The following is a 13,420-nucleotide window of genomic DNA, read 5'->3' as shown; positions in this document are numbered from 1 at the left end:
GTTGCTGGCAACTTTGATCAGCCAAAAGGTGTTCCATCCTACATCACATTTATGAAGAATGTGAAGGTGGCACTCGTTAACGTATCAGGCTCTGTCTGCTTGGCGTAGGTCTGTGCCGTCGTGACAACGCAGCCTTGGTTTTTGATAGTCAGGCTCACGCAGCACCAGAAAATACTTCCCCTCGCACCAAGCTTCGATTCTTTTGGGCCTCTGAAACCTACTAGCGCATGAATATGTCCTTGTATCTCTTCTCCGGTCGAATTGTCTCCGAGTGAATGACCCGCATTGGCATACGACTCCGCCAATGTAGTGCTGGTAAGGTGGCAAGTTCAAAGGTGAGCGTCAGGTGAACCTTCGGAACAGTTTGGTCCGATCAAACGCTGTTTCCAGAGCTTCTGTGCGGTCTTTGACTGTGTCCCACATGGCCTCTTGCATTGCAGCGACTGTGCATTCCAGCAGCATCAACAAGGGCAGGCAGCTGTCCCAGGCGGATGGCACCGCGATCCGCGCGGCGAAGGTCAGCGCCGCGATCCGGTGGATAGGGGACCTCCACTGATCAGTAAACAGCACGATTTCAGCTTCTTTGGCATGGTACATCTGCGTCATTTGCAGTGTTGTGTTCTCATATCGCCGGACATCGAAGGCGATCACCACGTCTCCTTTTTTGACATCCAGCAGATCATGCGGCCATGCGCCACCATCGGCGACCAATCGGACACCGGGGCGGATCATCTGCAGATGCAGAAACAGAAAGCGCGCAATGGTGCCTGTGATCCGTCCGCCCGAAATAAAGATGGATCGATTGGGGTCGCTCAACAGGCTGCAGAGTCTGTCAAAGTCCTTGGGATCGACCTCATCGAGCGTGCGATGTTGGTTTTCGATCGCTTGCCGGGAATAGCGGCTCAGAATGTGCTCATCCGGCCAGCCGCTTTGCAGGTGTTTCCGCTTGGAGGCAGGGTCGGAAATCATCTCTTTAAGCTCAGACCGCAAAGCGGCCTGGAACTGCGGGAAACCTTCGAAACCAATCTTCTGAAGCATACGCGCGACGGTGGTGGTGGATACGGATGCCGACTGTGCCAGTTCTGTAATACTGCCCAGACCAATGATCGGATAGTCGTCCAGCAATGTGTTGGCAAGTTGCCGTTCAGACGGGGTCATGTCGTCGCGATGCGTCATGAGCTGGTTCGAAACGGTCATCCTTGGATTCCTGCTGTGGTGGATGTCAAAATTTGCACAAGCACGGCGGGCTTGAAAAGATTTGTACGTAAAAATATTGACAGGTTGGAAATTATTGTCAACTTTTTCCCAATGGAGATTGGTACGGAATCAGATGCGACCGTGGGGCAGGTGGGCTTTGATGCCCCATTCCAAGTCCTTTCCGGGTCTTCGTCCCCAGAGGTTCTGATTGTTTGCGAACATGCATCCCACCAAATTCCTGAAGCGTTGGACAGGCTTGGACTGTCAGAGCAGGTTGCAACAAGCCACATCGCCTGGGATCCCGGAGCGCTTGGCGTTGCTCTGGCACTGAACAAGGAATTTGCATCGGTGCTTTTCCACGGCACCGTGTCGCGGCTGGTTTATGACTGCAATCGTCCGCCAGAGGCCGAAACTGCAATTCCCGAGCGGAGCGAAGTTTTTGACATCCCCGGCAACCACTCCCTTGAGCCCGCAGCGCGTGAGGCACGTGTCCTGAGCGTGTATAAACCATTCACCGATGGGCTGGCCGGGCAGATTGCAAGGCATTGCAAAACCCTGAAACTGATGGTTACGGTACACAGTTTCACGCCGGTTTTTCACGGGGTCGCCCGCGATGTTGAAATCGGTGTTTTGCACGGGCGCGATGCAGATTTTGCACAAGGCATGATGGCCAATCTGCCTGCGGGGGGTGACTTCGATGTGCGTCTGAACGAACCCTATGCAGCCAGCGATGGTGTGGCGCATACGCTTGACATGCACGGGGCCGCAAATGATTTGCCCAGCGCGATGATCGAGATACGCAACGATCTGATCGAAACACCAAACCAGCAAGAGGCTGTCGCGAGCTACCTAAGTGCATGGCTCAAAAACACCTTGGAGAACTTCTCCAGAGGAAGGGGGCAGGTATGAAGACCCTCCTGGCGTTTTCGCGCGGCATCGACGGATTAAGCCGGGTTATTGGTCTTGTGGTCATGTACGGCGTCTTTGTGTTGATGGGCATTCTGCTCTGGTCGTCTATCTCGAAGACTTTCTTCCTTCCGTCTCTTTGGACACTCGAAATGGCGCAGTTTGCGATGGTTGCTTACTATATGCTTGGTGGGCCGTATGCCTTGCTTTCCGGGGGGCATGTGCGGATGGACTTGTTCTATGGGAACTGGTCGCTGCGCCGCAAAGCCACCATCGATACCATCACGGTGATGTTTCTGATCTTCTACCTTGGGGTATTGCTCTACGGCGCCCTGGGCTCGACCGCCTATTCTCTGGGCTACTGGGGCACGGCACCGTTGGAGTTCTTCTCAGGGCTGGTGGCCGGCAGTGAAGACATTGGGCGAATGGAGCGTTCCTCCACCGCTTGGCGTCCTTACATCTGGCCGGTCAAAGCCATCATGATCGCCGGTCTTTCGCTGATGCTTCTGCAGGCGCTGTCGGAAATGATCAAAGATATTGCACGCGCGCTTGGCCGAGACATCGAAGAGGCCAAGACATGAGCCAGGAGCATATCGCGCTTTTCATGTTCGCATCCATGATGCTGATGCTGTTTGCCGGGCAACGGGTGTTTGGTGCGATCGGTGCGATCGCGGCGATTGCGGCACTGGCGCTTTGGGGAACTGGCGGGCAGGACATTCCGTTCTCAGCCGCAATGAAGCTGATGAAGTGGTACCCGCTTCTGACCCTGCCGATGTTCATCTTCATGGGCTATGTGCTGAGCGAAAGCAGGCTCGCCGATGATCTGTATCGCATGTTCCATGTCTGGTTTGGAAATGTGAATGGCGGGTTGGCGATGGGGACCATCGGGCTGATGGTCCTGATTTCGGCTATGAATGGGTTATCGGTTGCCGGGATGGCGATCGGGGCGACGATTGCCCTGCCAGAACTGTTGCGGCGTGGCTATGACAAGATGATGGTGACCGGGGTCATTCAAGCGGGGTCTTCGCTTGGCATCCTTGTACCACCCTCGGTCGTGCTGGTACTTTATGCAATGATCGCGCGCCAGCCGGTCGGCCAATTGTGGCTTGCGGGGATTGTCCCGGGGCTGATGATGGCGGCGATGTTCGTCCTCTATATCTGGCTGCGCTGTCGAATGAATCCGGAGCTGGGTCCAGTGGCAACCGATCTGGACGATGTCACACCACAGGAAAAGCGCAGGCTTTTGTGGGCGGGCGTGCTGCCTTTGGTGATCTTCGCCTCGATGATGGTGCCTTTCGTGAACGGATGGACCTCGCTTGTCGAAAGCTCCGCTTTGGGCGCGCTGGCGGCACTGGCGGCATCCATTCTGAAACGGCGCATGACATGGGCGGTCTTTCATACTTGCACCAAGCAAACTCTGGTCATTTCCTGCATGTTCATGTGGATCATCCTTGCGGCACTGGGCTTTGGCGCCGTGTTCGACGGGTTGGGTGCGGTGAAAGCCATAGACAACCTGTTCACCGAGCAGTTGGGCTTGTCTCCTTGGGTTATTCTGATCCTGATGCAACTCAGCTTTATTCTGATGGGCACGTTTCTGGATGACACAGCAATGCTGGTTATCGTCGCGCCGCTTTATGTTCCGCTGGTCGGCGTTCTTGGCTTTGATCTGATTTGGTATGGCGTCCTTTACACCATCACGACGCAGATCGCCTACATGACCCCGCCTTTCGGCTATAATCTGTTTTTGATGCGTGCAATGGCCCCGCCTGAGATCACGCTGCGGGACATCTACCGCTCGATCATCCCTTTTGTCGGCGTGATGGTGACCGCGCTCGCCATCATCATGGTGTTCCCGCAGATCGCCCTGTGGCTGCCGGAGTATGTCTACGGAAATTAAGATCAAGACCTCGTCCACGAGGCTCATCAACAAGGAGAGAAGTCATGACGACAAGACGTAAGTTCCTAACAACGACCGCAGTTGGCACAGCGGCAGCCCCGCTGGCAACACCGGCGCTGGCCCAATCCACAATTAAATGGCGGATGCAGACCTATGCCGGCCCGGCGCTGGCGGCGCATGTGATCGATCCCGCGATTGAGATGTTCAACAAGATCGCCGGTGACCGGATGCAGATCGAGCTGTTCTATGCAGATCAGCTTGTCCCTACGGGCGAGTTGTTCCGTGCCATGCAGCAAGGCACGATCGATGCGGTACAGTCTGACGATGATTCAATGGCATCCCCAACGGATGTAACTGTTTTCGGGGGTTATTTCCCATTCGCGTCGCGCTATTCGCTGGATGTTCCGGTGCTGTTCAACCAGTACGGTCTGAATGAAATCTGGGACGAACAGTACTCTGCCGTTGGGGTGAAGCACATCAGTGCAGGATCGTGGGACCCCTGCCACTTTGCCACCAAAGACCCGATCCGCAGCCTAGATGACCTCAAGGGTAAGCGCGTCTTTACCTTCCCAACCGCCGGGCGCTTCCTCAGCCAGTTCGGCGTTGTGCCGGTCACGCTGCCCTGGGAAGACATCGAGGTTGCCGTTCAGACGGGCGAGCTTGACGGCATTGCCTGGTCTGGGATCACCGAAGACTACACAGTGGGTTGGGCCGATGTGACCAACTACTTCCTGACCAATAACATCTCGGGCGCATGGGCAGGCTCATTCTTTGCCAATATGGATCGCTGGAACGAACTGCCCGAGGACCTGCAGACCTTGTTCCGCGTCTGCTGTGATCAGTCACACTACTATCGGCAGTGGTGGTATTGGGGCGGCGAGGCCAACCTGCGAGTCAACGGCACCAAGATGGAGCTGACATCAATCCCGGACGAAGAATGGGCGCAGGTCGAAAATGCCGCCGTGGCCTTCTGGGATGAGATCGCAGCAGAAGGCGAGGTGCAGGCCAAGGTGGTTGAAATTTTCCGCAAGTATAATGCTGACATGCAAAAAGCCGGTCGGCCTTATCGCTACGGGTAAACAAACAAGCGCGTCCCGGATCAGTGCCCGGGGCGCGTACGTTTCGAAAAGGAATGGTTTCGTATGTTGACCTTCGAAGAACTCAAATCGCGGATCGCATCAGGTGAGATCGACACGGTCCTGACCTGCATCGTCGACATGCAGGGACGGCTGATGGGAAAGCGGTTTCACGCCGAGGCCTTCCTGGACATTGCCGAGGACGAAACCCATTGCTGCAACTACCTGCTGGCCACAGATCTCGAAATGGCCACGCCGGATGGATATGCCTCAACCTCGTGGGAGGCGGGGTATGGCGACTATGTCATGAAACCCGACCTGTCGACCTTGCGCCCCGTGCCGTGGCTGGACGGAACCGCAATGTGCCTTTGTGATGTGCTTGACCACCACACCCATATGCCTGTGCCCTTTGCGCCGCGCGAGGTTCTCAAAGCGCAGATCGCCCGCGCAAAAGCGCTCGGCTTTGATCCAGTGATGGCGACCGAACTGGAGTTCTTCCTGTTTCAGGGAACCCATGATGAAATCGCGCAAAACGGCTTCGATCTGAAACCGATCAGCCGGTACAACGAAGACTACCATATCTTCCAGACCTCCAAAGAAGAGCCGGTGATGCGGCCCATCCGTAACCATCTGCGCGCAATGGGCATTCCGGTCGAAGGCTCAAAAGGCGAGGCGGAAGCCGGGCAGGAAGAGCTGAACATCAAATACTCGGATGCTTTGGCGACCGCAGATCACCACACAATTGCCAAGCACGGGATCAAGGAGATCGCGCATCAAGCCGGTTTTGCTGCGTCGTTCCTGCCGAAGTGGCACCATGATCGCGTTGGTTCGGCCGCGCATGTGCATCAATCGCTTTGGAAGAATGGCACCAATGCATTCTATGACGCGGGCGCGCCGCTCGGAAAATCCAAATTGATGGATCACTACATGGCGGGGTTGCTGAAATATGCGTCCGACATCACAGTCTTCCTCGCCCCCTATATCAACAGCTACAAGCGCTTTGCCAAGGGTACCTTCGCCCCGACGCAGGCAGTGTGGTCGGTAGACAATCGGACCGCAGCCTTCCGCCTTTGCGGCGATGGAACCAAAGCGGTGCGTATCGAATGCCGCACACCCGGCTCTGACATGAACCCCTATCTTGCACAGGCTGCCCTGTTGGCGGCGGGGCTGAAAGGGATCGAAGAGCAGCTGCCGTTGCCTGAGCCGTTCAAAGGCGACGCCTATGTCGATGACGCTGCGGCCCATATTCCCCGCACACTGCGTGACGCGCGCGAGGTGCTTTTGGGATCACAGATGTTGCGCGAAGCCTTTGGCGAAGAAACCGTGACCCATTACGCCCGTGCCGCAGAATGGGAGATCGAAGAATTCAACCGCGTCGTCACCGACTATGAAATTGCCAGAGGCTTTGAAAAAGCATGAGCATGCTGACCTGTATCTCCCCCATTGATGGCTCGGTCTTCGCCGCCCGCGACACACTGTCTGTCGACGCCGCCAAAGATGCGGTCGCACGGTCGCGGGCTGCACAGGCGGATTGGGCCGCGCGCCCTTTGCAGGATCGCATTGATCTGGTAATGGCGGGCGTGGCTGCGGTTGGTGCGATGAACGACGTCATTGTGCCAGAGCTTGCAAAGATGATGGGCCGCCCGGTCCGCTATGGCGGTGAATTCGGCGGCTTTAACGAACGCGCCAGCCACATGGCCGCCATTGCGCAAGACAGCCTTGAGGATATCCAGGTTGGCGAGGACGATACCTTTAAGCGTTATATAAAACGAATCCCGCATGGCGTCGTCTTTGTCGTCGCGCCATGGAATTATCCATATATGACGGCAATCAACACCATCGCGCCCGCCCTGATCGCGGGAAACACCGTGGTGCTGAAACACGCAACCCAAACCCTGCTGGTTGGCGAGCGGATGGCGCAGGCGTTCCACGATGCAGGCGTGCCTAAGGATGTTTTTCAGAATGTCTTTCTGGATCACGATACCACCTCGGCGCTAATTGCGGATCGTGCTTTTGACTTTGTGAATTTCACCGGCTCGGTCGGGGGTGGCAAGGCCATGGAGCGTGCCGCCGCTGGCACCTTTACCGGCATCGGGCTTGAGCTTGGGGGCAAAGACCCGGGCTATGTCATGGAGGATGCCGATCTTGACGCAGCGGTTGATACCCTGATCGACGGTGCGATGTTCAACGCGGGCCAGTGCTGTTGCGGGATCGAGCGGATTTATGTGCATGAAACCATGTTCGAGACCTTTGTCGACAAGGCCGTGGCGATCGTTAAAGGATACAAACTGGGCAACCCGCTGGACCCGGACACAACGCTTGGCCCGATGGCGCATAAGCGATTTGCCGATGAAGTTCGGGCGCAAATCGCTGAGGCCATCGCCGATGGGGCAACAGCCCATATCGACATGTTTGCCGAGGATGATGGCGGCGCGTATCTGAGCCCGCAAATCTTGACCAATGTCACCCACGACATGCGTGTTATGCGCGACGAAAGCTTTGGTCCCGTGGTCGGCATCATGCCCGTCAGGGATGACGCAGAGGCCATCCGCCTGATGAATGACAGCGCGTTTGGTCTGACCGCCAGCCTCTGGACTCGCGACGCGGAACGCGCAGCGCGCGTCGGCGACCAGATCGAAACCGGTACCGTCTTTTTGAACCGGGCCGATTATCTGGATCCCGGTTTGTGCTGGACCGGTTGCAAAGACACTGGACGCGGCGGCGGCCTGTCCGTCATCGGCTATCACAACCTAACTCGCCCAAAGTCCTACCACCTGAAGAAAGTCACATCATGAGCCCAACTGCCAACTGGTCTTATCCCACCGCCATCCGCTTTGGAGCCGGGCGCATCCAAGAACTGGCGGATGCCTGTGCATCTGCCGGAATCTCTAGGCCATTGCTGGTTACCGATCGTGGCCTCGCAAATCTGCCCATTACGTCGCAAGCACTGGGCATCCTAAAAGCGAAAGGCCTGGATTGTGCCCTTTTCGCTGAGGTGGACCCGAATCCAAACGAGAAAAACCTCGCAGCCGGTGTCGAGGCCTTCAAATCGGGCAACCACGATGGGGTCATCGCATTCGGCGGCGGCTCGGGGCTGGATCTGGGCAAGATGGTTGCCTTTATGGCGGGGCAAACCCGTCCCGTTTGGGATTTTGAAGACATCGACGATTGGTGGACCCGTGCCGATAGCGACGCGATCTTTCCCAACATTGCCGTACCGACAACGGCCGGAACGGGGTCCGAGGTGGGGCGCGCCAGCGTCATCACCAACTCCGAAACCGCCGAGAAGAAGATCATCTTCCACCCCAAGGTTCTTCCCTCAGTTGTCATCTGCGACCCGGAGCTGACGGTTGGGATGCCGCCCGCGATCACAACCGGGACTGGCCTTGATGCCTTTGCCCATTGTGTCGAGGCGTTTTCGTCTCCGCATTATCATCCGATGAGCCAGGGCATTGCGCTGGAGGGTATGCGTCTGGTCATCGAAAACCTGCCTATTGCCTACGAAATACCCGACAACCTGGAGGCTCGTGCCCATATGATGTCGGCGGCGATGATGGGGGCGACCGCATTTCAGAAAGGGCTTGGAGCGATACACGCGCTAAGCCACCCGGTGGGCGCCATGCACCATACCCACCACGGCACAACCAACGCCATTTGCATGCCCGCGGTGCTGAAACTCAACGCCCCGGCCATTCGTGACAGGTTTGATGCATGCGCAAGCTATCTTGGTATCACTGGCGGGTTCGACGGATTCTGTTCTTTCGTGGATCGCTTTAACGCCGACCTTGGCATTCCCAAACGCCTCGCTGAACTCGGGGTAACCGATCCCGACATCGACCGACTGGTGGCCGGAGCCCTGAGCGACCCCAGCTGTGGCGGCAATCCGGTTCCGCTGACGCAAGAAAACCTGCGTATGTTATTCAGCGAGGTTCTGTAGTCGCCTGTGCAATCGGAAAGTCTGCACGCCATGCTGTCTAAATCGATTGACAAGCACCATTGGTCAGTTTGACTTAATGTTGTTACAAAAAGAGGCATATCTACCTTCGCATCGCCAGATCAACCAAGGGAGAAAACTATGAAATATTCATTACTTACGTCACTTGTAGCAGTGTCCGCGCTCGCCGCGGCGACGGCACAGGCGGATACGCTGAGATTGTTGACCTGGGGTGGATACGCGCCAGAAGATGTCATTGCGAAGTTCGAGGCTGAGACGGGCCACACGGTCGAAGTGACGACCTCGAACAATGAAGAAATGATCGCAAAACTGCGTGCGACCAACGGTGGCGGGTTTGACTTGGCTCAGCCCAGCCAAGATAGGATTACCAGCGCGCAGGAAGAATTTGGGATCTACAAACCCATCGATATGTCACGTGTAAATGCGGAGCTGTTCATTCCATCGATGCTGAGCGCGACGGCTGGAAACACCACCTTTGATGGTGAGGTTTATGGCCTGCCGCACGTCTGGGGAACCAGTGGTCTTGTTGTGAACACAGCGGAAGCCGGGAATGTGACCGATTATACCGATCTCTGTGACGCCTCTGTTGCCGGCAAGGTCTCTTACCGCCTCAAACGCCCGACGCTGATCGGTTTTGCATACTCCATGGGGCTCGATCCTTTTGCCGCTTATGGTGACACCGAAGCGTATCAGGGCATTCTGGATCAGGTCGAAGCGAAGCTGACGGAATGCAAACCGAATGTAAAAGCCTATTGGGGCGGCGGGGACGAGATCAAAAACCTCCTGCGCTCGGGCGAAGTCATCGCATCGATGGCGTGGGATACCGGCGGTTGGCAGCTGAATGCCGACAATCCGGATATCACATTTGTCGCGCCAGAAGCGGGAGCATTGGGCTGGATCGACACCTTCGTTCTGCCGGCGCGTGGTCGGGCCGATGATGCCGCTTATGACTGGATCAACTTTGTGATGCGCCCCGATATCGCGGCGATGATTACCAACTCAGCTGGTAACTTCACCGCAGCCGTAGATGGCGATGCAGGCGTAAATGCAGACCTCAAAGCACGTTATCAGGGCAGCTTTGATCAGGCCGCGATTGACAACATCAAATGGTACCCACCTGTACCCGCTGGCCTGGAGGCGCTTGAAGGCGCGACGCTGGACCGCATCAACGCAGCCAACTAGGGCTGAAACACCAGATAAAAGGGGCGCCTTCGGGTGCCCTTTTGCATCTTGCGAGGTTGCATTTTGACAAGCACCGCCCCTGACCTTGAATGCCGTGATCTGATCAAGGATTTCGACACATTCCGCGCCGTCGACCATGTCAGCTTTGACGTGCCGCAAGGCTCATTCTTTTCCATCCTTGGCCCGTCGGGATGTGGCAAGACGACCTTGTTGCGCATGATTGCAGGCTTTCAAACCCCATCGGCTGGGGATCTGCTGATTAAGGGCCAGTCCATGATCGGAGTGCCTCCGAACAAGCGCCCGGTATCGATGGTCTTTCAGCACCTCGCGCTCTTTCCGACGATGAATATCGGCGACAATGTAGGGTTTGGGTTGCGCCAGCGCGGCATCTCAAAATCTGAAATCAAAACGCGTGTGGAAAAGGTGCTTGAACGTGTCGGGCTGCCGAATGTGGCAGAGCGCCGGGTCGATCAACTGTCCGGCGGGCAAAAACAGCGCGTTGCGATTGCCCGGTGCATGGTTCTGGAACCGGACGTGTTGTTGCTGGACGAACCGCTGGGCGCGCTGGATTTGAAGCTGCGCGAGCATATGAAGGTCGAGCTTAAGGCGCTGCAATCGGCCTTCAACACAACTTTTGTATATATCACGCATGACCAATCCGAGGCATTGGTGATGAGCGACAACATCGCGGTGATGAACAATGGACGGTTCGAGCAAATTGGCACACCTTATGACGTTTATCACGCGCCGGACACGGCCTTTGTTGCTGGATTTGTCGGAGACGCCAACAAGATATCTGCGCAGGTTGTTGCGACCGATGAAAGGATGCTCACGCTCAGGGCGGATGGCGGCTCAGACATTCGTGTCGCTTCCGGGCAAGAACAGCTGCGGGCCGGGCAGAAAGTACAGGTCTTCTTAAGGCCCGAGGCCATTGAGTTGCTGCCGAACGGTGCTGATGCCGACGAAGCGTCGAATATCAGCCCCGGCACGGTAGAGAATGTTCTGTTCAACGGCGCCAACAGTATGGTGACTGTGAAAGGAGCGGACGGCGTCAGTTGGAAAGCCGCGCTGCCGCAAACCGGTGATTTCACCTCTTTGCAAAAGGGCGACGCGGTGCGTACGCGCTGGCAGCCAGCGCAAGCACGGTGTTATCCGGCGGCGGAGGATTAACCCATGGTATCCGATACCTCCCGATTGGGGTTCTATCTGCTGTTGGCACCGATCCTGCTGTGGTTGACCGTGTTGATCATCCTGCCGCATGTCGGGCTGTTCTTCGTATCCATCAGCGAAAAAATCGGCCCGCGTGAGTACGAGACAGGTTTTGACAACTACGCTGCGTTCTTCACCGAACCGCTCTATTGGCGCACTTTTGCGCGAACCGCGATCATGTCTGTTCTGGCCACGGCTTTGACACTGATCTTTGGATTTCCGATTGCTTACTACATCGCCAAGCTCACCAAGGGACGCACCAAAACAACGCTGTTTTTGATGTGCATGATCCCGTTTTGGGTCTCGGAACTGGTGCGCACCTTTGGTTGGATGATCCTGCTGCGCGAAACGGGCGTGTTTTCAAACGTCCTGCAATATCTGGGGCTGGCGAGCGGACCGGTTGAAATGCTGTATAACGATGCCGCCATCATGGTGGGCCTTGTTTACACCTCGATCCTGTTCATGGTTGTTCCGCTCGTCACCACGCTCGACAGTCTGGATGACAGCCTGATCGAAGCAGGCTACGATCTGGGCGGAACAAGCATCTCGATCATGCGAGAGATCGTGATCCCTCATGCCATGCCCGGCATCGTTTCGGGTTGCATCGTCGTCTTCATGCTGTCCTTGGGCAACTATCTGACTCCGATCCTGCTGGGTGGGAAAGACAGTCTTTGGTTCACCGGCATGATCTACACCCAGTTCATCACCCGATTTAATTGGGAGTTGGGGTCAGCATTCGGCTTTCTGCTGTTGGGGCTGTCGTCACTTGTGGTCTTCTTGGGTCTGAAACTGTCGGGCCAGTCGCTCTCTGAAACGATGGGGCGCTCATGATACCCAGCATTCCTCAACCCACATTCACCAAGCTGTGTTATCGCGCCTATGTCGCGGTTTTCTTTATCTATCTTGCCCTGCCGCTGGCGGTTGTTTGCGCCTTTGCATTCAACAACAGCGTTTTCCCATCGTTGCCATGGGAGGGGTTCACGCTGGCATGGTTCTTTGGCAACGAAGCCCCGTTCATCGGTGTTTTTAACGAACGATCAATCATGCGATCCATCGGGACATCGGCCTTTGTGGCGGTTTGGGTCGCCGGTTTTTCCGTTTTCGTCGGCACCTGCAACGCGTTCTTGTTTGTGCGTCATCACTTCAAGGGCAAAGCGCTCCTCTACATGCTTATGTTGCTACCGCTGATCATTCCCGGCGTGATCCTTGGTATTTCGATCCTCGTCTTCTCCAGTTCGGTGGCAAACACGCTGGAAGATGCAACAGGCCTTTGGTTCGACGGCCTCAGACCCGGCCTGATCCTGGTGATCCTTGGGCAGTTTTCGTTCATCACCACATTTGCGACCCTTGTGATCTCGGCCCGCTTGCAAAAGTTTGACCCCAGTCTGGAAGAGGCCGCATTGAATCTGGGGGCCAGCAAGTGGGGTGCGATCCGGCAGATCACCCTTCCTTTCCTGCTGCCCGCAATTGTGGCCTCCGCAGTGGTCGCCATGCTGATGAGCTTCGAGAACTTTAATACCACACTGATGCTGGTTGGCTCGGAATCGCCGCTAACGATTACAATGTTCGACAAGCTTAAACAGGGTTCAACACCCGTTCTTAACGCTGTGTCCCTGCTGCTGATTGTTGTGTCGGCCATACTCGGGCTGGTGTCATTGCTCTTTCAGAAATCTGAAGCTCAATAAAATCCGGACCTTAGTCCTGCCCTTGCGGGGAATGGTGCATGTGTATCTTGCATAGGTTGCTTTTTTGCCGCGCGTTCGACCATTGGTGTGTCAGTTGCAACGCTTGCTTTGGTCCTGGTGTTTGACAATGCGATTCATTCGGGGGAGTAGAAGGAAACACTGTAAGACAAGTTTGTTGGGGGAGCACCACGGCCACGTAGACCGTTAGATTTGCAGTGCTGCGATCGCGGGCCTCGAACGCACAGTCGAGCCGCTTGCATGGGATTTACTCTAATGTCGCCGACATACAGCCGCTCCAAGGCATACACGTTCC

At 56.1% G+C, this 13,420-nt stretch carries 12 protein-coding genes; 11 read left to right on the top strand and 1 reads right to left on the bottom strand.

Annotated features, from left to right (window positions below; all coding sequences use genetic code 11):
• Positions 1-342: 342 nt before the first annotated feature.
• Positions 343-1,197 (bottom strand): MurR/RpiR family transcriptional regulator, encoded by an 855-nt coding sequence (locus ACR0I7_RS13195; RefSeq protein WP_480511742.1) that lies wholly within the window; start codon positions 1,195-1,197, stop codon positions 343-345.
• Positions 1,198-1,308: 111 nt separating this feature from the next.
• Here ACR0I7_RS13195 and ACR0I7_RS13190 point away from each other — a divergent pair, with 111 nt between their 5' ends.
• The 11 genes from ACR0I7_RS13190 (at position 1,309) to ACR0I7_RS13140 (ending at position 13,107) form a co-directional block, all read left to right on the top strand.
• Positions 1,309-2,106, top strand: coding sequence for an N-formylglutamate amidohydrolase (locus ACR0I7_RS13190; protein ID WP_480511740.1), 798 nt, complete (start codon positions 1,309-1,311; stop codon positions 2,104-2,106).
• Entirely contained in the window at positions 2,103-2,684 is a 582-nt protein-coding gene (locus ACR0I7_RS13185; protein ID WP_480511739.1) for a TRAP transporter small permease subunit, read from the top strand. Before ACR0I7_RS13190 ends, ACR0I7_RS13185 begins: the two co-directional genes overlap by 4 nt.
• Positions 2,681-4,000 carry a TRAP transporter large permease gene (locus ACR0I7_RS13180; RefSeq protein ID WP_480511737.1) on the top strand — a complete coding sequence of 440 codons (1,320 nt, stop codon included), beginning with the start codon at positions 2,681-2,683 and terminating at the stop codon, positions 3,998-4,000. The genes ACR0I7_RS13185 and ACR0I7_RS13180 overlap by 4 nt, the downstream gene beginning before the upstream one ends.
• Before the next feature lie 44 nt (positions 4,001-4,044).
• Positions 4,045-5,079: a TRAP transporter substrate-binding protein gene (locus tag ACR0I7_RS13175; protein WP_480511735.1), complete on the top strand. Its 1,035-nt coding sequence runs from the start codon at positions 4,045-4,047 to the stop codon at positions 5,077-5,079.
• Between the two features lie 63 nt (positions 5,080-5,142).
• On the top strand, positions 5,143-6,495 hold the full coding sequence (locus tag ACR0I7_RS13170; RefSeq protein ID WP_480511733.1) for a glutamine synthetase family protein: 1,353 nt from the start codon (positions 5,143-5,145) through the stop codon (positions 6,493-6,495).
• Positions 6,492-7,871, top strand: a complete 1,380-nt coding sequence (locus tag ACR0I7_RS13165; protein WP_480511731.1) for an aldehyde dehydrogenase family protein — start codon at positions 6,492-6,494, stop codon at positions 7,869-7,871. The genes ACR0I7_RS13170 and ACR0I7_RS13165 overlap by 4 nt, the downstream gene beginning before the upstream one ends.
• A complete protein-coding gene (locus ACR0I7_RS13160; RefSeq protein WP_480511730.1) occupies positions 7,868-9,013 on the top strand; it encodes an iron-containing alcohol dehydrogenase in 1,146 nt (381 codons plus the stop codon). Before ACR0I7_RS13165 ends, ACR0I7_RS13160 begins: the two co-directional genes overlap by 4 nt.
• A 138-nt stretch (positions 9,014-9,151) precedes the next feature.
• Positions 9,152-10,213 carry an extracellular solute-binding protein gene (locus tag ACR0I7_RS13155; RefSeq protein WP_480511728.1) on the top strand — a complete coding sequence of 354 codons (1,062 nt, stop codon included), beginning with the start codon at positions 9,152-9,154 and terminating at the stop codon, positions 10,211-10,213.
• A gap of 63 nt (positions 10,214-10,276) precedes the next feature.
• Positions 10,277-11,383, top strand: coding sequence for an ABC transporter ATP-binding protein (locus ACR0I7_RS13150; protein WP_480511726.1), 1,107 nt, complete (start codon positions 10,277-10,279; stop codon positions 11,381-11,383).
• 3 nt (positions 11,384-11,386) lie between these two features.
• On the top strand, positions 11,387-12,253 hold the full coding sequence (locus ACR0I7_RS13145) for an ABC transporter permease (protein WP_480511725.1): 867 nt from the start codon (positions 11,387-11,389) through the stop codon (positions 12,251-12,253).
• Complete coding sequence (locus ACR0I7_RS13140; RefSeq protein ID WP_480511723.1) at positions 12,250-13,107, top strand: ABC transporter permease; 858 nt, start codon at positions 12,250-12,252, stop codon at positions 13,105-13,107. The genes ACR0I7_RS13145 and ACR0I7_RS13140 overlap by 4 nt, the downstream gene beginning before the upstream one ends.
• The last annotated feature ends 313 nt before the right edge of the window (positions 13,108-13,420 follow it).

The sequence above is a fragment of the Ruegeria sp. AM1 genome, assembly GCF_056540745.1.
The sequence above is the reverse complement of the archived record's forward strand: the minus strand, read 5'-3'. Positions and strand labels throughout refer to the sequence as shown.